Origin of the sequence: Geomonas agri (genome assembly GCF_020179605.1) — a bacterium.
GTDB lineage: Bacteria > Desulfobacterota > Desulfuromonadia > Geobacterales > Geobacteraceae > Geomonas > Geomonas agri.
Genome location: NZ_JAINZO010000001.1, coordinates 1,675,018 through 1,698,474 on the forward strand (window position 1 = coordinate 1,675,018; position 23,457 = coordinate 1,698,474).

22 protein-coding genes are annotated in these 23,457 nt (G+C 60.5%); 12 read left to right on the top strand and 10 right to left on the bottom strand.

Translation table 11 applies throughout. The features are described 5' to 3' along the window. Positions 1–16 precede the first annotated feature (16 nt). The 5 genes from cpaB to K7R21_RS07220 all read right to left on the bottom strand — a co-directional run bounded on the left by cpaB (position 17) and on the right by K7R21_RS07220 (position 3,918). Complete coding sequence (gene cpaB, locus K7R21_RS07200) at positions 17–943, bottom strand: Flp pilus assembly protein CpaB (RefSeq protein ID WP_224982590.1); 927 nt, start codon at positions 941–943, stop codon at positions 17–19. Positions 944–966: 23 nt separating this feature from the next. After that, complete coding sequence (locus K7R21_RS07205) at positions 967–1,443, bottom strand: TadE family protein (protein ID WP_224982591.1); 477 nt, start codon at positions 1,441–1,443, stop codon at positions 967–969. Between the two features lie 199 nt (positions 1,444–1,642). Beyond that, positions 1,643–1,837, bottom strand: a complete 195-nt coding sequence (locus K7R21_RS07210) for a Flp family type IVb pilin (RefSeq protein ID WP_224982592.1) — start codon at positions 1,835–1,837, stop codon at positions 1,643–1,645. Between the two features lie 72 nt (positions 1,838–1,909). Continuing rightward, positions 1,910–2,065 carry a Flp family type IVb pilin gene (locus K7R21_RS07215; protein ID WP_224982593.1) on the bottom strand — a complete coding sequence of 52 codons (156 nt, stop codon included), beginning with the start codon at positions 2,063–2,065 and terminating at the stop codon, positions 1,910–1,912. A gap of 374 nt (positions 2,066–2,439) precedes the next feature. Continuing rightward, the gene (locus K7R21_RS07220) at positions 2,440–3,918 is read right to left on the bottom strand and encodes a sigma-54 interaction domain-containing protein (RefSeq protein WP_224982594.1); all 1,479 of its coding nucleotides are present in this window, start codon (positions 3,916–3,918) and stop codon (positions 2,440–2,442) included. 195 nt (positions 3,919–4,113) lie between these two features. Between K7R21_RS07220 and K7R21_RS07225 the strand changes: the two genes are divergently transcribed. The 4 genes from K7R21_RS07225 to K7R21_RS07240 all read left to right on the top strand — a co-directional run bounded on the left by K7R21_RS07225 (position 4,114) and on the right by K7R21_RS07240 (position 7,548). Further along, positions 4,114–5,523 carry an ATP-binding protein gene (locus K7R21_RS07225; RefSeq protein WP_224982595.1) on the top strand — a complete coding sequence of 470 codons (1,410 nt, stop codon included), beginning with the start codon at positions 4,114–4,116 and terminating at the stop codon, positions 5,521–5,523. Between the two features lie 173 nt (positions 5,524–5,696). After that, a complete protein-coding gene (locus K7R21_RS07230) occupies positions 5,697–5,894 on the top strand; it encodes a GSU3473 family protein (protein ID WP_224982596.1) in 198 nt (65 codons plus the stop codon). Positions 5,895–6,389: 495 nt separating this feature from the next. Beyond that, the gene (locus K7R21_RS07235; RefSeq protein ID WP_224982597.1) at positions 6,390–7,019 is read left to right on the top strand and encodes a hypothetical protein; all 630 of its coding nucleotides are present in this window, start codon (positions 6,390–6,392) and stop codon (positions 7,017–7,019) included. Next, entirely contained in the window at positions 7,006–7,548 is a 543-nt protein-coding gene (locus K7R21_RS07240) for a hypothetical protein (protein WP_224982598.1), read from the top strand. The genes K7R21_RS07235 and K7R21_RS07240 overlap by 14 nt, the downstream gene beginning before the upstream one ends. A gap of 266 nt (positions 7,549–7,814) precedes the next feature. On the opposite strand, the gene K7R21_RS07245 is transcribed toward K7R21_RS07240, so the two are convergent. After that, positions 7,815–8,321 carry a hypothetical protein gene (locus K7R21_RS07245; protein ID WP_224982599.1) on the bottom strand — a complete coding sequence of 169 codons (507 nt, stop codon included), beginning with the start codon at positions 8,319–8,321 and terminating at the stop codon, positions 7,815–7,817. 181 nt (positions 8,322–8,502) lie between these two features. Between K7R21_RS07245 and K7R21_RS07250 the strand changes: the two genes are divergently transcribed. From K7R21_RS07250 to K7R21_RS07285, 8 genes are all read left to right on the top strand, one after another. Next, positions 8,503–9,717 (top strand): molybdopterin molybdotransferase MoeA, encoded by a 1,215-nt coding sequence (locus tag K7R21_RS07250; RefSeq protein ID WP_224982600.1) that lies wholly within the window; start codon positions 8,503–8,505, stop codon positions 9,715–9,717. Positions 9,718–10,067: 350 nt separating this feature from the next. After that, a complete protein-coding gene (locus tag K7R21_RS07255; RefSeq protein WP_224982601.1) occupies positions 10,068–10,898 on the top strand; it encodes a c-type cytochrome in 831 nt (276 codons plus the stop codon). Then, positions 10,898–14,470, top strand: a complete 3,573-nt coding sequence (locus K7R21_RS07260; RefSeq protein WP_224982602.1) for a nitrate reductase subunit alpha — start codon at positions 10,898–10,900, stop codon at positions 14,468–14,470. The genes K7R21_RS07255 and K7R21_RS07260 overlap by 1 nt, the downstream gene beginning before the upstream one ends. Positions 14,471–14,486: 16 nt before the next feature. Further along, positions 14,487–15,941 (top strand): nitrate reductase subunit beta, encoded by a 1,455-nt coding sequence (narH, locus tag K7R21_RS07265; protein WP_224982603.1) that lies wholly within the window; start codon positions 14,487–14,489, stop codon positions 15,939–15,941. Beyond that, positions 15,938–16,483 carry a nitrate reductase molybdenum cofactor assembly chaperone gene (gene narJ / locus K7R21_RS07270; RefSeq protein ID WP_224982604.1) on the top strand — a complete coding sequence of 182 codons (546 nt, stop codon included), beginning with the start codon at positions 15,938–15,940 and terminating at the stop codon, positions 16,481–16,483. Before narH ends, narJ begins: the two co-directional genes overlap by 4 nt. Beyond that, entirely contained in the window at positions 16,477–17,142 is a 666-nt protein-coding gene (locus tag K7R21_RS07275) for a respiratory nitrate reductase subunit gamma (RefSeq protein ID WP_224982605.1), read from the top strand. The genes narJ and K7R21_RS07275 overlap by 7 nt, the downstream gene beginning before the upstream one ends. Before the next feature lie 79 nt (positions 17,143–17,221). Further along, complete coding sequence (locus tag K7R21_RS07280; protein ID WP_224982606.1) at positions 17,222–18,607, top strand: NarK family nitrate/nitrite MFS transporter; 1,386 nt, start codon at positions 17,222–17,224, stop codon at positions 18,605–18,607. A gap of 120 nt (positions 18,608–18,727) precedes the next feature. After that, positions 18,728–19,465 carry a sulfite exporter TauE/SafE family protein gene (locus K7R21_RS07285; protein ID WP_224982607.1) on the top strand — a complete coding sequence of 246 codons (738 nt, stop codon included), beginning with the start codon at positions 18,728–18,730 and terminating at the stop codon, positions 19,463–19,465. Positions 19,466–19,730: 265 nt separating this feature from the next. On the opposite strand, the gene K7R21_RS07290 is transcribed toward K7R21_RS07285, so the two are convergent. The 4 genes from K7R21_RS07290 to K7R21_RS07305 all read right to left on the bottom strand — a co-directional run bounded on the left by K7R21_RS07290 (position 19,731) and on the right by K7R21_RS07305 (position 23,454). Then, complete coding sequence (locus K7R21_RS07290; protein WP_224982608.1) at positions 19,731–20,495, bottom strand: undecaprenyl-diphosphate phosphatase; 765 nt, start codon at positions 20,493–20,495, stop codon at positions 19,731–19,733. A gap of 179 nt (positions 20,496–20,674) precedes the next feature. Next, positions 20,675–21,082 (bottom strand): hemerythrin domain-containing protein, encoded by a 408-nt coding sequence (locus K7R21_RS07295; RefSeq protein ID WP_224982609.1) that lies wholly within the window; start codon positions 21,080–21,082, stop codon positions 20,675–20,677. A gap of 137 nt (positions 21,083–21,219) precedes the next feature. Continuing rightward, positions 21,220–22,614 (bottom strand): DUF6056 family protein, encoded by a 1,395-nt coding sequence (locus tag K7R21_RS07300; RefSeq protein ID WP_224982610.1) that lies wholly within the window; start codon positions 22,612–22,614, stop codon positions 21,220–21,222. Positions 22,615–22,722: 108 nt separating this feature from the next. Next, positions 22,723–23,454 (bottom strand): FkbM family methyltransferase, encoded by a 732-nt coding sequence (locus K7R21_RS07305; RefSeq protein ID WP_224982611.1) that lies wholly within the window; start codon positions 23,452–23,454, stop codon positions 22,723–22,725. Positions 23,455–23,457: the final 3 nt, after the last annotated feature.

A 23,457-nucleotide genomic window follows, 5' to 3' on the forward strand; every position in this document is an offset into this window, starting at 1 on the left:
CTTTTTGCCGTAGTGGTTACTGGAGCACGAATTCCTTCGTGGTCCGCACGCCGCCGTCGATCACGGTAACCGTGTGTCCCTTGGCCGGGGCCGGGGCCGGAGCTTTCGGCTCGGTGGCCCGGGGGGCCTTGGGGGCCGCCGCTACCTTCTTGCGCGCAGGACGCTTCTGCACTGCCTTGGCCGGTGCGGCCACCGCAACCGGCGCCGGCGTGGCCTGCATGGGGGTTCCGGCAAGCACGCGCGCAATGGTGGCGCCCCTGGCGTCGATGGGAGCCGAGTCGGCGATGTTCCTGAGCAGGAGCTGCAGCGATCCCTTGCTGCCGGCCAAGACCAGCTTCTCCGAATCGTCCGGGGTCAGGTCCAGGGTGACCGTGGGCACGATGACCGGCTTTCCCTCCTTCTGCTCGGTGATCTGACCTGTGGCGAGAACCGGCACGTTCTGCAGGATGATCTTGCTGATGTTCTCGTTGGGGGAGCCCGGGATGGCGGTGGTCAAGACGATGTCGACGCGGTCGCTGGGGGTGATGAAGCCGGCCACGCCGGCCACCTCGTTGACGGCAACGGTCGTCGCGCGGTGCCCGGGGGGGACGATGTAGGTCATGAAGCCGGTGCCCGCCGCGCCCACCTTGGGTTTAAGCTTCGACTCGGTGACCGCGTCGCCGCTGGAGATGGGGCGAATCGCCACCCTGCCCACCAGCGACTTGAGGTCGGCGGTACTGCCGGCAGGGATGCTGTCCTTGGGCCAGGAGGTGACTTTCAACTGGGCTTCGCTGATGGCACTGCCGATGGTAATGTCAGCCGCGGCGACGACAAGCGGCTGGGGCTGGACCGCCTTGGTCTTATCCATTTCCTTTTGCAGGTAGTGGAACGTGAGCCATGCCGCAATGCCCGCAAAAACCAGAGCAAGAATCGCAACGACGATTACTGCCTTGGGTCGTGTCATAGCACCTCCTGGAGATAATCAGATTACTCATAACGCATCGAAGCTTCGCCGGTGATGGTGTTGGTGATCGGTATCAAGATGGGGAGGATCGCCTCGAACTTGTCCCAGGTAAGGCGGACGTCAACACTGTCGCCGGGACTAAGGCCGGAGGGAGCTTCCAACTCGGTGATGGTGATGTCGACGGTGACATCGGTCTTGACGATGCCGTTGTAAATACTGTTGCAGATCGTCTTGTACACGGGGCCGTTCTGCCCGTTGAACTCGCTGTCGGTGCACAAGAGCTTCTTGGACGAATTGCTGGTGGACATGCCGTTTGGGTGCGTGGTGGCGTCGTACTTCGGCGTCACGACGGCCGTGCGCGCGCCGGCCCGCGCTGCATTGTTCAGTGTGTTCTTGAGAAACATGGCCCGGCCGAACTCAAAGAGTCCCATGATCAAGATGATCACCAAGGGAAGTATTATCGCCGCTTCGACGAGAGCCTGTCCTTTTTGATCTTTCATTGTGTTTTCCTAATCACATACTGTCACAACCTCAACACTATTGGTATCCTTTTATACAAAAAAGATAATATGTCAAGTGCAGACATTATAAAAAAGGGAGAATCTGCGCTTCTGATAGAACACGTCATGTCAGAAACTCAGAGTCTCCCGTAGGCTGCCGAGCCAACCTGATGCAGCTTTTCAACAGGGGCAGCCACTACTAGTTGAGGGCGCTGTTCACCTTGCTGAAAACGGTGTTCGCCTTGCCGCCGATACCGGTGACCATTGCGATGACGACGATGGCAATGAGTACGAGAATGAGAGCGTACTCAACAAGCCCCTGACCCTTCTCGTTCTTCAGGGTGCTCATACTGGTCAGAAACTTCACGTACAGCGACATCAAAAATTCGGTCATGACACGTCTCCTTTTGTGTTATTAGTCGGCGCTTTGCACACGCCATAGCGATGCTGCCGTCAACTGCAACCGTCACCCCCCGGCGTTACTCACGCTGGAGTTGATCGTCTCGTACGTATTGCTCAGTTTTACCCCCAGGCCCGAGACCATGGCGAAAACCACGATCGCTATCAGCACCAGTATCAGTGCGTACTCTACGAGCCCTTGGCCTTTGTTGTTCGAAAGCATGAGACGAAGACTTCTTAGAGGGTTCTCACAACAAGACATAAAGGCTTCCTTTGTCCATGCGGGGACTGACAGGAGATCATGCTCAACATGTTATTCAAGCAATTAAAAGATGTCAATCCGCGGATAGCCACAAAAGAATTATTTTATTGTAATGCTTTTATAGCAACACTGTGGCAATTGAATATTTTTTAATTCAGAAAATATTCAGCACATAGTGTGCCGGTATTAGCGGAGTGGAGTGGCCTAGAGGACAACCTCTTGGAATCCTTATACCAATTTCAGGCTAAACCGTGCCGGACCGCGAGGAGGAAATGGCAGGTGAAGAGGCAACTATGTAAAGAGAGTGTAAAGGAAGTGTAAAGCGCGCTGTAAACTCACGAGTCGCGCCGGCCGGGGCGGTTCATGGGAATGTCGTGCTTCCGGATCAGGGCGTACATGCTGGGGCGGCTGATGTGCATCTGGCGCGCCGCCTTGGCGATGACGTAGCCGTTTTGCTCCAGTACGCTGATGACGTGCTCCTTCTGGGACAAGGGGCGCGCAACGGGGTCAGGCACGGATAGTATTGGCTCATCCTGGCCCAGTTCCATACACTCCGGGTCGATTACCTCCCCGGCCGCCATCAAAAAGCCCCGGCGCACCTTGTTCTCGAGCTCCCGCACATTGCCCGGCCAGGGGTGGACGCGGATGGCGTCCAAGGCCTCCTCCGAGAAATCAAGGAAACGGTTTTCGCTGTGGGAGAACTTGTCCAGGAAATAACGGGCCAGGCGGACCTTGTCCTCCCCCCGCTCGCGCAGGGGGGGGAGCTTGATAGTGAAGGAGTTGAGCCGGTAATAGAGGTCGGTGCGGAACGCCCCCTGCGCTATCGCCCCCTGCAGGTCGCAGTTGGTGGCCGCGACGATCCTCACGTCGATCTTCCTGGAGGCGGTCGACCCTACCGGCTGAACCAACCGGTCCTCCAGAAAGCGCAGCAGCTTCGCCTGCAGGGCAGCCGGCAGGTCGCCGATCTCGTCCAGGAACAGGGTGCCGCCATCGGCGGACTCAAACTTCCCCTTCCTGGCGGTGTAGGCCCCGGTGAAGGCCCCTTTCTCGTAGCCGAACAGTTCCGCCTCAAGCAGGGTCTCTGGAATGGCGGCGCAGTTGACGGCAACGAAGGGTCCCTCCCGGCGCGTGCTCAGGCTGTGCAGTGACTTGGCGGTCAACTCCTTGCCCGTGCCGCTCTCCCCCAAAAGGAGCACGCTCATCTCGGTGGGAGCGACCTTCCTGATCATGGAGAAGACGCACAGCATGGCAGGCGAGGTCCCCACGAACTCTTTGTCGGGGGAGCGGTGCTGGATCTTCAGGAGCTTGGAATCGACGAAGTGAATGATCTTCTGGATGTGTTCAAGGTTGAGCCGGCTCAGGCGGATGTTGAGACGTTGGGCGAAGGTGTTCTCGATGTGCCGTTCGAGGTAGTTTTTCTTGGAGAAGTCGAGGTAGAGATTGCAGTTGTCGCAGGAGCCTTCCCTGGAGTCGTCGGGGTGACTGCAGTAGGGGCAGTCGTCGGTATGGGGGAGTTTGTCGCGGATGTGCTCCCAAAGTGCCTGCATGGTGCCCTGGTCGGAGTAGAACAGGCGGATCGCCGCGCCCTTCTTCCCCTGCCGCACCAGCTTGGCCAAGAGTTCCACCTCTCCCGTGCCGGGCAGAACCGGCCTGATGGCGAAGAGCTCGCTCAACTGGGTGGAAAGCCCGTCCACCAGGGCGCCGCTGAGGCTGAGCTCCCGGATGGTCACCCGCTCTTCCAGCCGGTCCTCCCTGGAGAGGTAGCACACCCTGGACTCCAGATCGGTTCTAACCCTGACGTCAAGCCTGCCCATTGCCCATGCGTCTCCTAGCGATTACCAGCCGCTTCGCTGGACTGTTTAGTTAAAGTGTGTCAATATTCTCCAGACCGTGGAACTGTCAAGTGGGGGCCTTTTTCTGGCACAGCCGTGACACGGGTTCTTTACATACTTTATTATTGAGGTAAATCTTACCACGAAGCCGCGCATATGACAGTCATGGGGGGAACAATGTTCATTCTCGGTGAGAAGCTGGTTAAGGAACACATCATTACCCAGGCACAACTTGACGAGGCCCTGGATCGGCAGCGCCGGCTGGGCGGGCGGCTCGGGCACAACCTGGTCGCCTTGGGGCACGTCACCGAGCAGGATATTAAGAAGCAGTACCAACGGAATCCCCCACCGCCCAAATGCGTGGAAGACACCGGGCTCGACCTCTCCTTCATTACCGACCTGGTCCTCAAGCACATCGTCTTCATGGGGGAGTTCCGCATGGGGGATGTGGTGGACCGGATCAAGCTCCCCATGACCATCGTCAACCGAGCGCTGGAGGTGTTAAAAAGGGAAAAGTTCGTCGAGATCAAGGGCGCCACGAGCTACGCGTCGGCCACCTACACCTTCAAGGTCACGGAGTCGGGACAGAAACGGAGCCTGGAACTGATGGACCTGTGCAGGTATGCGGGGCCGGCGCCGGTGACGCTGGACGAGTACCAGACCATGGTTGAGCTGCAGACGGTGAAGTGTGTCACCATCAGCGAGGAGACCCTGCGGGACGCCTTTTCCCACCTGGTATGCCGGGAGGACCTGTTCCGGCGCCTGGGGCCGGCCATCACCTCGGGCAAGACCGTGTTCATCTACGGACCTCCCGGCAACGGCAAGACCGCGATCGCCGAGGCGGTAGGACGCGTCCCCACGGACTTCGTCTACGTCCCCTACGCCATCGACGTCGGCGGCCAGATCATCAGCGTGTTCGACCCGGTGAACCACATCCCGGTACCGTCGGCCCTGCTGCCCGAGAACGTGGACCAGCGCTGGGTGCTGGTGCGCAGGCCGGTGGTCATGGTGGGGGGCGAGCTGACCATGAGGATGCTCGACCTTGACTTCAATCGCATCTCCAAGTACTACGAGGCCTCGCTGCAGTTGAAGGCAAACAACGGCATCTTCATCCTGGACGACTTCGGCCGGCAGCAGATCGAACCCCGGGACATACTGAACCGCTGGATCGTCCCCCTGGACCGTCACATCGACTTCATGACCCTGCACACCGGCATGAAGTTCGCGGTTCCCTTCGACATGCTGGTCATCTTCGCCACCAACCTCGACCCGTCCGAGCTTCTGGACGAGGCGTTTTTGCGCAGGATCAGGTACAAGGTGGAGATCGACCGCCCAACGGAAACGGAGTACCACAAGATCTTCAAGATGGTTTGCGCCGCCAACGAGGTCTCCTACAGCCAGGAGGCATACGACTACCTGATAAGTTACTGCTATAAGCAGTACGGCGCCATACCGAACGCGTGTCACCCGCGCGATCTCATAGAGCAGATCATTGTCGAATCACGCTACCACAACCAACCGGCGCGACTGACAAAGGAAAGTATTGAGATGGCATGTTCCAATTATTTTGTTAAAATGGTGACATGACGCAGGCCGTTTGCACTACTCGACTGCCTGGAGGCGGCACAGCGCTGAAGGTTTGAAACATTCCTGGAGGGACTCAGAACACAGCAGTTGGCATCCAATGTCATTCACACCTGTCCGGTTGTCCATGCCATGCGATTTCGTATGAGAGGATGCCATCCGCGGGGGAGAGGACGATGCTGATACGCGTGGTGTACGATGAGTTCCAGAGCGCAAAGGTGCATGACTATCTGCTCGACTCCCTGATCATGCAGCGCAAGATCCTGGGGTTCTTCCGCTCCGACGGCTACGTTCGGGTCGGGCAGGACCGGGTCCGGGGCACGGGCGGCAACTACGTCGGGCACGACCGCAGGCGCGCGCTGAAGGCGGCCTGAGCGGCTGAGCACCACCGGTGCCTGGCCTCCTGTGCAACCTTTCCATTACGGCACTGCCACAGCGGCAGATGCCAGGGGGGCGTTTTGTTACTCGGGACGTCCTTTAAGTGCAACTCTTCTCCGAAGACCCTCGTTTTTAGTTTCCACTCTTTCCACTTTTCCTTTTGATCAGCCAAAGGCAGATCCCTCCTGTCCTCCCTTCGCAATGGGAGGAATGCCGGGGCATCTGCGGCGCTTTGTGTTCTCCCCTCGACGTTGCCCATGTCCACCCACGCAACCTTCTCAGGGAGAACCTCCTCAATCGTGCAGTGCTTGCCCCCCCACAGAGCCTTTTCTTCTCGCTATTGTTGACAGCACAACAAACCACGTTAGATTATAGCTTTCTAATTACAATCACAAATCAAGCCTTAAATACAGTGCAGCACGTTTAACCAGTGAGCGCGACACTACCTCTCGGCAGTGAACGTCAAGGAAGATACCTAGGAGAGGGCGAAAATGAGCATGTTATACCTGTGGCACCCTTCGGTAGGCGCAGACGGAACGGTGGTCGATTTTATACTGACCAGGGGCGACTCCGACCAGGTGGGAGGGGGATCCGAGAGATTCGTGAGTGCCCTCATGGGCGTCCTGGACATACGCGCGGAACTATTGAAGTGGGGCATAAAGCCGTACCTCTGCAACTACTACAGCGAGTACTGGGATGAAGATGGTCGGGAATCCAAGTGGGACTTCGTCTGGCGCGTCACCATCCACTTCCGGGTACAGGTCGCCATTCAGCCGCTCAAGCTGGGCTACCTGGGAATAGACTATATCGACGACTACTCTCCCGAGGTCGAAAGCTACAAGTTCGAGCCCTTCTCCTGCCTCGCCGTAGGTGTCTTCAACTCGGAGCACATGGCCAAGGAGATCGCCCGCAGGGTGATCACCGACAAGGAACTTACGGCGGCGCGCAAGGTGGTGCCGGCACCAGACCCGGTGGTTCAAGTGGTGCGGGTTAACCAAGGGGCATTCCACCTGAGGGCCGCCCTCGGCTCCGGGGATGACAAATTCTTCCTCGGAAGCTACCCGGAGATGGTGCTCTCCTTTCTGCAGGCATCGGGTGCTGTGATCCATGCCCCGGCATAGCCCCCCTCAACAACAAAGCGACGAGGGGGGCAACCTGGAGTCGGCCCTGGACTGGCTAACCCAGCTGGTCACGGGCTATCTGCGGGTGCGACTGCAACAGGCCGAGAAGTACCTCCCCCCTCCCCTGGAGTTTTACAGCGAGGACTCGCCCATCGAGATGTTTATCAAGAGCCAGGATCCCACCCGCGACGAGTTCGCCGTGGTGATGATTGCCCTGGCGCCCCATGTGCACCCTGGGTTCTTCAACAAGATCCTGGGAAGGCTGATCCCCGAGGGGGGCGAGTTTCAGGAATTCGGCGGCGTAACCGGCGCGGACCATCACTCCATCCAGCCGACGGGCGAAACGGCGCAGTTCATCCTGGCCGGGTACGACGTCAGGAAGAGGATCGAGGTGCAGCGCTTCTTCAGCAGCGATCACTGGTTTGCGAAGAAGCGGATCCTCTGGCTGGGCCAGGTGCGTCCCGGTAAACCGGTGATGAGCGGGCGACTCTGTATCGACCCGGAGCTGGTGGAGTGGGTCGGATCATGAACGTGACGCATAACTGCGCGCTGGAGGTACTGGCTGACCAGACGCGACGGCTGGAACCGAAGCGGCTGAAGGCGGCGGTCTTGAGGGAGTATGTGAAGGAGGGGAAGGTTGTGTGAGGAGGGCGCTGTGACAAGGAAGGATGTCCACCCGCCTCTCCCCTTGGGGGAGGGGCGGGGTGAGGGCGAAGCTAGCTAGGCATCATGGTGCCCTCGGCAACTCCCTCACCCGGCCTCCGGCCACCCTCTCCCGAAGGGCGAGGGTACTTCTTAAAACCTCCGGCTGTCGTAGGCCCAATGCAACAGGGCCTGGCGTTGCCTTCTGCGGCAGGTAAGGACTCCTTCGGGGCAATTGTGCCTGATCTGGGCGATGTGCCGGGTCATCGCCTTCCAGCGCTTGATCTGGCGCGCGTCGTCCGGGCACCTACGCCCCATGTAGTAGCGGCAGTACCACTGGAACCAGCCGCGCGGGTCGTCGCTGTAGATCCACCCCTTCTCACGCCAGTAGGAGAGCGGCTTCGATGCGTTGACGCCGAAGAAGTTGTACTCCGGCACATGCCGCTCGTGACAAAGCCGCGCATTTTCGAACCATTCCCTGGGAAACTCATCCTGGCAGTCGGTCATGTACTTGCCGCCGAAGACCCCCATTTCGAGCATCTCTTTCGGTGTCAGGACCGGCTTGAACTCAGGATGAAAGTTCTTTCCCTCCGGTTCGGTCCGGTAATAAACGTAACCCTGCTGCATCATGTCGTTGACGCACACTTTGATTTTTTCCACAGCGACTTGTACTCCCCTGGCAAAGCGGTAAAAATATCCGGACCAAATGTACAATGAGCGGAACGAGTGTCAAGTAGCGGAAATCTGTTGCAGGTGAGGCCGCCGTTTTGATACAACCGCCCCTGTTCCGGTGCAACGCCGCAGCGGACCGGCAATAACCTGTGAGGGAGGCAACGTCGCCATGATCAGCATTGAAGAAGCGCAACAGATCATCCTGAGCCAAATCGGCCCTCTTGAGACGGAGAAGGTCACCGTCTTCCACGCACTGAATCGCATCACTCCGCAGGACCACACCGCCCCGTGGGACATTCCCGCTGCCGACAATTCGGCCATGGACGGGTTCGCCTTTCTCTTCGCCGGGGTAAAGGAAAACCGGCTCCGCGTGTGCGGCTTCCTCCCCGCCGGGGAGGTGCGCGGCGAGCCGGTCCCGCCGGGCGAGGCGGTGAGGATCATGACCGGCGCCCCCGTACCACCGGGATGCGATACCGTGGTCCCCATAGAGGACGTCGAGGAGGACGGAGAGTTCATCGTGCTGCGCGGCAAGGTCAAGCCGGGCGACCACGTGCGGCAGCGCGGCGAGGACATAACGAAAGGCGATGTGGTCATTCCGGCGGGGTCGCTGCTGCGGCCGCAGGAGATCGGCATGCTGTCGGCCATGGGGAGCACCTCGCTCGCCGTGCACCGGCGGGCACGTGTCGCCATCCTCGCCACCGGCGACGAACTGCTGGAACCGGGTTCGACGCCCGAGCCGGGCAAGCTAATCAACAGCAACAGCTACAGCCTTGCGGCCCAGGTTCTCGATGCGGGCGGGGATCCCGTGCTGCTGGGGATAGCCCGGGACACGCTGGAGGCCACCTGCGACAAGATCCGCGCGGGGCTCAACGCCGACTTCCTGGTGATCACCGGCGGCGTCTCGGTAGGGGACCGCGATTTCGTCAAGGCCGCCATCGAGGAGCTCGGAGGGAGCGTCAGCTTCTGGAAAGTGAATATGAAGCCGGGCAAGCCGCTGGCCTTCGCGACCCTGCAGGGGAAACCTATTTTCGCCCTCCCCGGCAACCCGGTCGCCGCCATGGTCTCCTTCGAACTTTTCGTGCGCCCTACCCTGCTCAAGGCGATGGGGCACGCCCGGGTGTTCCGGCCGGTGGTCCGGGCCGAGTTGCAGGAAGCGACCGCAAACAAGGGGAACCGCCCACACCTCGTGCGTGGCATCGTGTCGCGGCAAGCCGACCGCTACCTTGTTTCCACCACGGGGAACCAAAGTTCGGGCCGTCTGTCTTCACTTATCCTCGGCAACGGCCTCATGAAGCTGGCGCCGGAGACATCCTTCGCCGCCGGCACAATGGTTGACGTGATCCTGCTGGACCGCAATTTCGAGATGAACTTGCCGGGGGAGTAACAGCTTCTTTCCGGCATTGATGACGCGCCCTTACCGCCCCTCTCCCTGGGGAGAAGGGAGCACTCGTCCACATATTAGACCTCCCTGCGGCGGAGAGTCTCTCCCGCCGCAGCCTCGCGTCCCTCCCCCCTCCCGTGCAATCCCAACCTGCCATGTTATAATGAGCCCCGAATCCGCCCGGACCTCATTAGTCGAAATTCCATCTCCACTTTTTTGATTTAGGTCAAGAACCTTAACAAACTCCTGTTCTAGAGTCTCCTCTATCCGAAGTGTTTACAACATCGTCCCTGCAGTGCCGCTGGCGCGGCTGCCGGGCGTATCGACACGCTAGAAGCTGAAGGAGAGCATCCATGCCACATTCGCCGTTGACGCCGATTCGTTTTATTGTCGCACTCATGCTGGTAGCAGCCGTTGCGGGGACCGCACTGGCCGACGGGGGAAAGGAGCTCTTCGACAAGCACTGTGCCTCCTGCCACACCATCGGCGGCGGCGATGGCGGCGGCCCGGACTTGAAGGGTGTCGGCACCAAGCACCCGGCCGAGTGGCTGGTGAAGATCATCACCGATCCCGGCAAGCTGACCGCCGAGAAGGATCCCGCCCAGGCGGAACTGGTGAAGAAGTTCGGTTTCGAGATGCCCAATGTCGGGGTAAGCCGCGGCGATGCCGAGAAGATCGTCGCGTTCCTGGGAGGTGGCAACGCGCCCGCGGGTGCCGGCGCCAGCGCGGACAAAGCCGCTCCCGGCGCGGCTCAACCGGCCCAAGCTGAGGCGCCGCAACAAACGGCCGAGGTCGTGGTGACCAAGGAGTTGCTTGCCACCGGCCGAGACCTGTTCACCGGCAAGCAGCGCTTCGCCAAGGGGGGCGCGCCCTGCGTCTCCTGCCACCGATTCGATTACCCCGGCATCTACAGTGGCGCGCTGGCCGCCGACCTCACCAACCTGTACGGCAAGATGGGAGAGACCGGTGTGCGGGGCGTGCTGAAGAGCCTCAGTTTCCCTGTCATGAAGAAGATCTACGCGGACCGCCCGCTGACCGATGAGGAATCCACTGCGCTCACCGCCCTGTTCAAGGACGCCGCCGCCAGAAAGCATCCCGCCACTGACCCGTATCCCGCCATCGGCCTGGGCTTCTTCGCCATCTGCCTTGTCGCCGTCCTGCTGTTCAAGAGGAGAACCAAGTAATGTCACATAACAGGATCAAGGACGACTGCTCCGCGCACAATCGCCAGTGGGAAGAGCTGTACCGGAACCGGGCCCAGTACGACAAGGTGGTGCGCTCCACCCACGGCGTCAACTGTACCGGCGGCTGCAGCTGGATGGTGCACGTGAAGGACGGCATCGTCGGGTGGGAGCTGCAGGCCAACGACTACCCGCAGTTCGACGGCAGCATCCCCAACCACGAACCGCGCGGCTGCACCCGCGGCATCAGCTTCTCCTGGTACCTCTACAGTCCGCTGCGCGTGAAACACCCCTACCTGCGCGGCGCCCTATTGGATCGCTGGAACGAGGCGAAGAAGGTACACCCCGACCCGGTGGACGCCTGGGCCAGCATCGTGGAGAATGCCGACACCCGCGCCTCCTACACCGGGCAGCGAGGCATGGGGGGCTTTAGGCGCGGCGACTGGGATACCGTCACCGAGATCATCGCGGCCTCCAGCATCTACACCGCCAAGAAGCACGGACCGGACCGGGTGGTCGGGTTTTCCCCGATCCCGGCGATGTCCATGATCAGCTACGCGGCGGGGAGCCGCTTCCTGCAGCTCTTCGGCGGCGTCGCCTTGAGCTTCTACGACTGGTACTGCGACCTCCCCCCCGCCTCGCCGCAGGTCTGGGGTGAACAGACCGACGTCAACGAGTCGGCGGACTGGTACAACGCCTCCTACATCGTATTGTGCGGCTCCAACGTCCCGATGACACGCACGCCCGACGCACACTACCTCACCGAGGCGCGCTACCGCGGCACCAAGGTGGTGGTGATGTCGCCGGACTACTCCATCGCAACCAAGTTCGCCGACGCCTGGCTCCCTGTCGAGCAGGGGCATGACGGCGCCTTCTGGATGGCGCTGAACCACGTGATCCTGAAGGAGTTCTACGCCGAGCGCCAGGTCCCCTTCTTCGAGGAGTACGTCACCAGGTACACCGACTTCCCGTTCCTGGTGCAGCTCACCGAGAAAGACGGCGTGTGGCGCCAGGACGAGCTGGTGCGGGCCTCACGCTTCGAGCGTTCCGCATCCCTGGAGCACGCGGAGTGGTGCCTGTGCGTCGCCGACAAGAGCGGCGAGGTGCGCGTCCCCAACGGCAGCCTCGGCTCGCGCTGGAGCAAGCAGGAGGGACAGTGGAACCTGGACATGAAGGACGTGGTCGACGGCGCGGAGATTGATCCTGCCCTCACCTTCCTGGGAGAGGAGAGCCGCAAGGTGTTGTTCCGCTTCGAGGGTGAAAAGGACCAGGTGCGAGAGGTGCCGGTGCGTCGCGTAGCAACCGCCGACGGCGAGATCGTTGTGACCACGGTTTTCGATCTGCTCATGGCACAGTTCGGCGTCTCCCGCGGGCTCTCTGGCGACTACCCGCATGGCTACGACTCCGATCTCCCCTTCACCCCCAAGTGGCAGGAGAAGCACACCGGCATCGACGCCGAGACGCTGATCAAGATCGCCCGCGAGTGGGGCCAAAACGGCGAACAGAGCCGCGGACGCAACATGGTCATCATCGGCGCCGGGGTGAATCACTGGTACCACAACGACCTGATCTACCGGGCCGCCATCACCGCTCTCATCTTAACCGGGAGCGTCGGCAGAAACGGCGCTGGCCTCGCCCACTACGTCGGCCAAGAGAAGGTGGCCCCGCTCTCCCCCTGGACCTCCATCGCCATGGCGCAGGACTGGGTCAAGGGGAGTCGGCTGCAGAACACGCCGAGCTTCTGGTACATGCATTCGGACCAGTGGCGCTACGACCGCAATTTTGTCGACTACTTCAAGCCGGAGACCGGCGACAAGATGCCCATGCACGCCGCCGACTTCAACGCCAAGGCGGTGCGCCTCGGGTGGCTCCCCTTCGCGCCGCACTTCAACGCGAACCCGCTTGAGCTCATGAAGCAGGCCAAGAGCGAGGGGTGCGGTGATGACGACGCGGTCCGTTCCTGGCTGGTGAACCGGCTGAAAACCGGGAAGAACCGTTTCGCCATCGAGGACCCGGATGCCGCCGGTAACTCGCCCAAGGTCTGGTTCATCTGGCGCGGCAACGCCATCTCCGCCTCGGCCAAGGGGCACGAGTTCTTCCTGAAGCACGTGCTGGGCGCCCCCAACTCCAGCGCCACTGCCAAGGAAATCGCCAAGGGACAGGTACAGGACATCGTCTGGCACGACAAGGCGCCTGAGGCGAAGGTGGATCTCGTCATCGACCTGAACTTCAGGATGGACACCTCGACCCTGTACTCGGACATCGTGCTGCCGGCGGCCACCTGGTACGAGAAGAGCGACCTCAATACCACCGACATGCACTCCTTCGTGAACTGCATGGACGCCGCGGTGCCGCCGTCCTGGGAATCCAAGTCGGACTGGAAGATCTTCAGTAAGATCGCCAAAAAGGTGAGCGAGCTGGCGGCGGTTCACCTGCCGGAGCCGGTTAAGGACATCATTGCCGCGCCGCTGTTACACGACACGCCGGGAGAGATCGCTCAACGCTCGGTCAAGGACTGGAAACTTGGAGAGTGCGAGCCGGTGCCCGGCAAGACTATGCCTAACCTGGCCATCGTTGAGCGCGATTACGTGAACCTCTACAACCGCTACCTGTCGCTCGGCCCCAACATCGGGCACCTCGGGTCGCACGGCAACTACTACGACGCGGACGATGAGCACGAGAAGCTGCTGAGGGAACTCCCCACTCGGAGTTGGAACGGCAAGAATTACGTGGACCTCGCCGACGAAAAGGTGGTGGCGGATGCGATCCTCTCCCTGGCGCCGGAGACCAACGGCGAACTGGCGCACCGCGCGTACCAGAACCTGGAGAAGCGGGTCGGTAAGCCGCTCGCCCAGCTCGCGGCGGGCGCGCGCGAAATCCGGGTCAAGTGGGAGGACGTGACCCAGAAACCGCGCCGGGTGATCAACTCCCCGATCTGGAGCGGCCTGGTGAACGGCGGGCGACCCTACTCCCCGTACACGCTGAACGTGGAGCACCTGGTCCCCTGGCGCACGCTGTCGGGAAGGCAGTCGCTCTACCTGGACCACCCCTACTACCGCGAGTTCCACGAGGGGCTTCCGACCTTCAAGGGGAAACTGAACCCCGCGCTTTTGGACGAGACCGAGGGTGAGACCGGGCTGGTGCTGAACTTCCTGACGCCGCACGGCAAGTGGGGCATCCACTCGACCTACAGCGACAACCTGAGGATGCTCACCCTGTCGCGCGGCGGCCAGGCTGTGTGGCTGAACCACCTGGACGCGGCCGGGGCCGGCATCGAGGACAACGAGCAGATCGAGGTCTACAACTCAAACGGCGTGGTGGTCTGCCGCTCTATCGTATCCTCGAGGATCCCGAGAGGCGCCGCGGTAATGTACCACGCGCCGGAGCGGACACTGAATATCAAAAAGTCCAAGAAGAGCGGCAAACGCGGCGGCGTGCACAACAGCCTGTCGCGAATCCGGCTCAAGCCGACCCTGATGCTCGGGGGGTACGCCCAGTTCAGCTACTACTTCAACTACTGGGGCCCAACCGGCGTGAACCGCGACAGTTACGTGGTAGTCAGGAAACTGAAATAGGATCAAGGAGCCATATATGGATGTAAGAGCTCAGATAGTTATGGTGTTCAACCTGGACAAGTGCATCGGCTGCCACACCTGTTCCATTTCCTGCAAGAACATCTGGACCGACCGCAAGGGCGCCGAGTACATGTGGTGGAACAACGTCGAGACCAAACCCGGCGTCGGGTACCCGAGGCAATGGGAGGACCAGGAACGCTTCAAGGGCGGCTGGGTGGTCGACGGCAAGAAGCTGAAGCTGAAGGCGATGGGCAAAGGCCCTACCCTCGCCAACATGTTCTTCCAGCCCAACATGCCGAAGATCGAGGATTACTACGAACCGTTCGACTTCGACTACGGCAACCTTGTCGGCGCCAAGGAATCCAAAGACCAGCCGGTTGCCGAGGCATTCTCGCAGATTTCGGGAAAGAAGATCGATGACATCCAGGGCGGTCCCAACTGGGACGACGACCTCTCCGGCTCCCAGGTCTACGCCGCCAAGGACCTGAACCTCAAGGACAAGAAGGTGATCGAGTCCTACGATTCGATGTTCATGCAGTACCTGCCGCGCATCTGCAACCACTGCCTGAACCCTGCCTGCGTCGCCTCCTGCCCCTCCCGCGCCCTCTATAAACGTGGCGAGGACGGCATCGTGCTGGTGGACCAGGAGGTCTGCAAGGGGTGGCGCTTTTGTACCAGTGCCTGCCCGTACAAGAAGGTCTATTTCAACTGGAACACCGGCAAGGCGGAAAAGTGCATCTTCTGCTACCCGCGCGTGGAGACCGGTCAGTGCAACGCCTGCGCCCACAGCTGCGTCGGGCGCATCCGCTATGTGGGCGTCCTGCTCTATGACGCGGACGCAGTGGAGGCAGCCGCCCTCAAGGGGGATACCGAGCTCGTTGAGGCCCACCGAGACGTGATCCTCGACCCGCGCGACCCGGAAGTATGCCGCCTGGCACGTGAAAACGGGATCTCGGACCAGTGGCTGGACGCGGCGGCCGCCTCGCCGGTCTACGCGCTGGTGAAGGAATTCCGGATCGCGCTCCCGCTGCACCCGGAGTTCAGGACCCTCCCCATGGCGTACTACATCCCGTCCCTGTCGCCGGTACTCTCCACCTGGGGCGATACCCATAAGCTGCTGGAACACGGCATGATCCCGGCGCTGGAGACCCTGCGCGTTCCCATCGGCTACCTGGCAAGCCTCCTCTCCGCCGGCAACGAGGAGGTCATCGAGGAGACACTGAAGAAGCTGATCGCCATCAGGGTCCAGATGCGGGCGGAGAACCTGGGACTGCCGGCCGACCCAGCGCTGCTCCAGGAGGCGGGGCTGGACGAGGCGGCGGCGAAACGGCTGTACCGGCTCTTCACGGTTGCCGGCTACAACGAGCGCAATGTCATTCCCCCGCAGCAGCGCGAGGAGCAGGACCCGCAACTGCGCAAACAGGAGGCTGGCTTCGGCATCCTCAAGAAAACCAGGGGAGGGTCAAAATGAGCGTGCAGCAGAGTTACCATGCCCTGTCGCGGCTTTTCGAGTACCCCCAAGAGCGGGAAGAGCTGCTGACTTCCTACGACGCCCTCTCCTCCTACCTGAGGCGGAGCGGCATCGACTCGCGCACCCATCTCTTTGGCGAAATGCTGAGCGAGTCCAGCCTGGCAGAGTTGCAAGAGGACTATGTGGCCCGCTTTGACTTCAACCCGGCGGCGGCCCCCTACCTGGGGCACCACCTGTACGGCGACAACCAGAAGAAGGGCGGCTACATGATCCAGGTGAAACAGGAGTACGGCAGGCACGACTTCGAGGCGTCAGCCGAAGAGCTGCCGGACCACCTGGGCGTAGTGCTCGCGTTCCTGGCGCACCTCGCCAGCCGCGGCGAGGATGCTGTCCGCCGCGAGTTCATCGAGAAACTGGTTCTACCCGGGATTAACAAGCTGCTCGGGAGTTCCGTTGAGCGCGACGCATCCCCCTGGCTCACCCTGGTAGAGGCGGCCGAGCTTTTGTGCAGCGCGGACTGCCGTGAGGAGGCAACATGCTGAACTCTTTGATCTTCATTGCCCTACCCTATGCGGCCCTGGCGCTAGTGCTCCTGGTCACCCCGTATCGCTTTTTGAGCAACCGGCTCACCTGGTCCGCCTATTCGACGCAGTTCCTGGAGCGCAAGATCCTCTACTGGGGGATAAACCCGTGGCACTACGGCATCCTGCCAATCCTGCTGGCGCACATCCTCGGCTTCGCCTTTTCGGGGATCTTCAAGCCCTTCCTCGGCAACCCAGCGACCCTGGTGGGCGTGGAAAGCGTCCTCTTCGGGCTGGGGGCCTTCGCCGTGCTGGGGGTGCTGCTCCTGTTGCTGCGCCGCGTCAACTCGGGGATGCTGAAGCGGGTCACCTTCAGCTCCGACTGGCTGATCCTGTACCTGCTGCTGTTCCAGGCCGGCACCGGGATCTACATCGGCTACTTCATGCGCTGGGGCTCGCAGTGGTACCTGCATACTGCGGTTCCGTATCTCTGGTCCATAGTCTCGTTCCAGCCGCAGATCGACTACGTCGCGGATCTCCCGATGGTGTTCAAGCTGCACGCCGCCTGCGCATTCCTGATCGTCGCCGTGCTGCCGTTCACCAAGCTGGTGCACATGCTCTACCTGCCGTTCGATTTCCTGAAGGACCCGCCGCTTTTGTACCGGTGGCGGTCGAAATAATTGTTTAGGGCAGGATCAGTTGGGAATGCTGCATTGCGGATTTGCAGATTTGGGCATTTGAAAATCTATGGGAGGGACGATGTCGTCACGAGTACTGGCAGTATGGAGCCCGGAGGATGCACAGTTCTGGGAGGAGCAGGGTAAGGCCACCGCGTATCGGAATTTATGGATCTCGATCCCGGCCCTCTTCCTTTCCTTCGCTGTCTGGATGGTCTGGAGCGTGGTGGTGGTGAACCTGCAGTCGATAGGTTTCGCCTTCGACGCGGACAAGCTGTTCTGGCTAGCGGCACTGCCGGGGCTCTCCGGTGCGACGCTGCGCATCTTCTATTCCTTCATGGTCCCCATCTTCGGCGGCAGGACCTGGACCACCATCAGCACCGCATCGCTTCTCATCCCGGCAGTCGGCATCGGCTTCGCGGTGCGCGATCCGAACACAAGCTACAGCACCATGCTGCTGCTGGCGTTTTTGTGCGGCCTGGGCGGCGGCAACTTCGCCTCCAGCATGTCCAACATCAGCTTCTTCTTTCCGAAGGCACTCAAGGGGACGGCTCTCGGATTGAATGCGGGCCTTGGCAACCTTGGCGTGAGCGCGATGCAGTACTTGGTGCCGCTGGTCATCACCGGGGGCATGTTCGGCGCACTGTGCGGCGACCCGCAGGTCTGTGTCGTCAAGGGGGTCTCCACCTCGGTCTGGATGCAGAACGCGGGCTTCGTCTGGGTCCCCTTCATCATCCTCGCCACCCTGGCTGCCTGGTTCGGCATGAACGACATCTCCGACGCCAAGGCCTCCTTCAAGGAGCAGTCGGTCATCTTCAAGCGCAAGCATAACTGGATCATGTGCTGGCTCTACCTGGGCACCTTCGGTTCGTTCATCGGCTATTCAGCAGGGCTGCCGCTGTTGATCAAATCGCAGTTCCCGACTATCAACCCCATGCAGTACGCTTTCCTGGGCCCCCTGGTCGGGGCGCTGTTCCGGCCGGTAGGGGGCTGGATCGCCGACAAGCTGGGTGGGGCACGGGTCACCTTCTGGAATTTCGTCGCCATGACCGCCGCTGGCTTCGGTGTGCTGCACTATCTCCCAAGCCAGGGGAACCCGGGCAACTTCTGGGGCTTTCTCGCCATGTTCATCCTGTTGTTCGTTACCACGGGTATAGGCAACGGTTCGACCTTCCGGATGATCCCGGTGATCTTCCTGACCGAGCGGCAGCGTGCGGCGGGTGACGTAAGGCGTGAGGCTCAAGCCAAGGCTGCGGCCGAGGCGGGAAAGGAAGCAGCGGCCGTTCTCGGCTTCTGCTCTGCGTTTGCGGCCTACGGGGCCTTCTTCATCCCCAAAGCCTTCGGCAGCTCCATAACCCATACCGGCGGGCCGCAGGCGGCACTCTACGGCTTTCTCGCCTTCTACCTGAGCTGTATCGTGCTCACTTGGTACTGGTATTCACGCAAAAATGCGGAGATGCCCTGCTAGAGAGGATGCCTGGGACAGCACCGGGAAATTGTGGTATCTTCTCCCGGTGCCTGAAAGCGCAAGTTTGCAACAACACTGAAGGTCCGTGGAGGCTGATCCGCCGGACCACCAGAGGGTGACATGATCCTGGAACTTCTGATACCGATGTTGTTGTGCACCCTGCTGGTCGCGGTCCTCTACTCGTGCGTCGGGCACGGCGGTGCATCGGGGTACATCGCTGTGCTGGCGCTTTTCAGCGTGGCGCCCGAGGTCTTCAAACCCACCGCACTGACCCTGAATCTCCTGGTGGCGGGGATCGCCACCTTCTCCTTTGCCCGCGCCGGGCACTTCTCGTGGCGCCTGTTCTGGCCCTTTGCGGTGACCTCGATCCCGTTCAGCTTTCTGGGTGGCTACCTCACCCTCCCCTCCCACATCTACCGGCCGCTCGTCGGCATGGTGCTGCTTCTCTCGGCATCGCGACTGCTGATGCAAAAAAACCAGACTCCCGAGCGCACCACTCCCCCTGCCACCGCGACCGCCATGGTCATCGGCGCCGCACTCGGGCTTTTATCCGGGCTCACCGGGGTCGGGGGCGGCATCTTCCTGAGTCCGCTCTTGTTGTTGTGCAAGTGGGGTGAGCCGAGGGAGGTCTCGGCAGTGGCAGCGCTCTTTATTCTGGTCAATTCAGGGGCGGGATTGCTGGGGCATTTGAGCGGGGTGCAGGCGATACCGAGTTACGCGCCGTTCATGGCCGGCAGCGCGCTGCTAGGGGGCGTGATCGGCTCGCTTCTTGGAAGCCGCCACCTCCCCGTCCCCACCATCATGCGGGTCCTCTCCCTCGTCCTCGCCATCGCCGGATTCAAGTTACTGCTAGTCTGAGGTCTGACAGGGGGCCCCTCTCCTCTTGAGAGAAGGTGGCCGGAGACCGGGTGAGAGGTGATGTCAGATGGCATCATGTCATCCCTTTGCCAGGCCCTCACCCCTGCCCCTCTCCCGGAGGGCGAGGGGAGTGGACCTACGGATCGGTCGGATGGTTGGCCAATTTAAAAACTACGTCCCCCGACTCTCCCTCTCCCCCCGGGAGAGGGTCGGGGTGAGGGCGATGCTACAAGCGATGCTTTAAAAAAACCGCACTAAACCGTTCTTAGAACATAAAAACCAGGAAGAGCACCCCAATGATGATGCGGTAGATGCCGAAGGGGATGAAGGTGTGGGTGGTGACGAACTTCAGCAGTGCCTTGATGCCGATGACGCCGAAGATGAAAGAGGTAACGAAACCTACCGCAATGTTCTCCCAGTCCCCCATGTGGAACACAGTGTAGTTCTTGTAGACGTCGTAGCAGGTGGCAGCCAGCATGGTGGGAAGGGCCAGCAGGAAGGAAAATTCGGTGGCATCTTTCCGATCAAGTCCGCACAGCAACCCGCCCATGATGGTAGCGCCGGAACGCGAGACGCCCGGCACCATGGAGATGCACTGCACGAGGCCGATGGAGAAGGCCTGCTTGTAGCTGATCTCTTCCAGGGTGTGGGTTGTCGCCGGCCGGTCCTTCATCCAAAACTCAATGACGATAAAGGCGACACCGCCGGCGATGAGCATGTAGCTCACCAGTGAAGGCTGGAAGAGCGACTTAACCAGCTTGTACAGCAGAAATCCTATGGTGCCGGTGGGAAGGAAGGCAAAACAAACCTTCTTGAGCAGATCGGGGCGTGCAAGAAGCTGCTTGCGGTACACCTCGACCACGGCAAGCATCGCCCCCAGTTGGATGACTACTTCGAAAACCTTGTGCGTCTCAGACTGCTGCAGTTTTAACAGCGCCGACGCCAGGATCAGATGCCCAGTGGAAGAAACGGGAAGGAACTCGCTCAACCCCTCCACGATACCAAGTACTATCGCCTCAAAAATGCCCACGGACACACTCCTTGCTACTGCGCTAGTTTAAGTGGGCTAAGATACCCGATCAATGGGGCATTGTAAAGCCGAACCATTGGCGGGGAATATGCCATTCAGGTAAGCGTGAGCAAGGTTAGCAATGGGAGATGGAACCACGGGGTGTCCCGTGGTTCCACGTGTGGGACGGGTACCAGGTATCAATCGTGGAGCTTCTCGTAGGCCGCATAAAGCGTGTTCTCTTCGCTGCGCAACCGCCTGGAGATAGTTGCGAACAGCCGGCCCAGCGCCTTGGCGAATTCTATGTCGATGACCGCGTCGTCGGCAGCGTATTTCTTGAAGAAGGCCACGGCGTTGCCGGATATCTCATCCATGTCCTTGGCGTAAAAATCGACGGTGCGCTTCAAAGCCTGGTCGGCCTGCGCGGCCTTGTTCAGCACCGGGTAGAGTTGCGCATCCTCCTTGCGCAGATGCGCCAGCAGCGTCGACTGCGCTGCCAGAAGGAGCTTGTGCGCCTCCTTGTTGGTGATGCTGGTATCCTTGACGCGGTTGAGCATATCCTCGATCGCCACGTGATCCCGTTTCAGCTCGTCTATCAACCTTGCCATTTGCCACCTCTCCTGTTGCCGTGATTTGTCCTTCACTTGATCAACCTGATGATCAAAGTATAGGCGGGTGGAGAGGTAAGCGGATTGACGCAGGTCAAGCAATTGAGATATCCGGAAAAATCAGAACGCAAGGAGGCCTATTTTGCCAAGGAGATACTTTTCTTGCCGAAGTATGCGGCGTAGGCGCGGTTGACCCAACCCTGCGGGTCAGAACCGATGAAGTAGAAATAGAGGCTGGCAGGGCGAGTCGTCACGTCTTGCGCAGTACACTGGCTGTCAGCGCATTGAATCACGTGTGATTGTCTTTGTAGCATCTCCCTGCTGTACCGAAGGGAATCGCCACTGACAAGATCTTTGGTCACGGTGACAAAATTCGAGGTTTGCAGGCAGAACAAAAGGGTCAGGAACGCAGCGGCGACCGTGCTGCCCCCTTTAGAGGGGATGTTTTTCAAGAGCGCCAAGGCGGGATCTGCAAGCCTGGCAAAGATGACAGCAGCTGTCATCATCCAGCCGATCAGGAAGAAGAAGTAAACCAGGTTGAGTACACGGTTCTGCGGGTACATCCCGGTGCCCCAGTACGGTATGAAGAACCCCAGTAACCCTACCAGCAATAACGTCCCCGTTGCGTACACCACCTTGATACGGGCAAACGTTGCCCTCAGTTGAGGCCTGCTGGCAACCGCGCAGAAAACGGCAGTGGCCAGTATCAAAGTCATCGGGGAGGTCATCCATACTTCCATGGAAGCAAGTGAAGCTTTGCCTGCGTTCCAGGCGATGGTCCAAATGTCCCGGTGAGTATCGTAATCGCTCTTCATGCGCGCGAAATTGCCGGGTGCGAATACTCCAAGGCAACTTCCCGTGGCGACCGCCACAAATGTCGCGACCTGAAACCCAGTCAGTCTTTTTTTGAGCGCATACTGGCCAGCGATCAAGACCACGCTGATAAGGAACGTGAGAGACAACACGATCTCGTTGGTTCCACCCAGGAAAAGGGACAGCACAAGGACTGCTCCTTTATTCCAGGGATTGTCGTATTTGGCGTCCTGGTCAATCAGCAGTACCAGGGAAAGCCACAGAATTAGCATGGTGGCGGCAACCTGGTAGGTGACCACTCCAGCCATCCAGTAGAGCCCCGACCGCAGGTCATCCATCTGGTCCAGGTAGGCGAAGAGCAAGGCTAGCGAAAATATGAGCTTTTCCCGCCACGCGAGAGCGCGTCTTGTCACTGCGTGTGTCAGCAGGTACAGCGAGCCCACCTGCGCCGCGATGATGAAGGCAAAGACGAGCCGGTATCCCGCAAGGCTGTCATAGACAAGGGGATTAGTGCTGAGCAGCGCGGTCGAGGTGAAGCGGCCCGACCAGTTCATGTAGCAGGCATACTGGGCTTTGAAGACTCCGAGGGTTCGGGCGGCAACTGAGTAGGCAAAATCATCGGTTTGCGGATACGCAAAGAAACAGTTGATGACAAACGGAAGTATCAGCAAGGTAAAGAACAGTACCGTTACAGTCTTCTTTGCATCCGAAATCGGCATCTGTTCTTCCTTTACGTGGTCCCGGTCCACTCAGAGGTCAAGGACTGTCATGGGGGGCAAAAAACGAGGCTGCAGCCTGCAACAGGTCAAGAGAAGCGGCTGCAGCGGTCAGGGCGCCTCGTTGCGGAAGAACACCCCATCAACCTGGTATGTTCTTCCGGTGGTGTCGTCGGAGAAGCAGGGGTTGAGGTCGTGCAGGGTAAAGCCCAGGCCCTCCACCGCATCGATCACCTCACGGAAAAGAGGCTCTCCGTCGTACAGCGGGTGCAAGGAGAGTTCGAGCTGCACGCCGAGCACCTGGGACAGCACCCCTTCCGCCCCTCGCAGCACGGGGAGTTCGTAGCCCTGCACATCGATCTTGAGGAAGACCCTGTCGCCGGGTGAGAGGTACGACTGCACGGCGTCGTCAAGCCGGTGCATGGGCACCTTCTCCACGGCCACGGTCCTGACGCTGGGCTCCGCCTGCAGGTGAGCTTCGGAAACGGAGAGCAGCGAACTGCTTTCCAGGTTGGCGGACACCTTGATCTCGACCTCGCCCGTGCTATCCCCAAGGGCCTGCCGCGGCGCCACGGTGAGTTCCGGGTCCCTGCGGGCGAGCTCGGCGAGAGCGGCATGGGCCTCGCGCAAGGGATCGAAACAGATGATCCTGCCCTGGTAGCCAATGGAACGGAGGTGCCGTGCAAATTGACCGGTATTAGCGCCGACGTCCAGCACCGTGTCGATCCGATGCTGCTCCAGCATGCGGGCAAGGCGTGCCGCTTCGGAGCGCGCCGGGCGGTAGGCCCGGATGTCGACGCCAAGGGCGCGGGCAAGTCGCTTGACGAGGAAAGCAAAATCCACCTG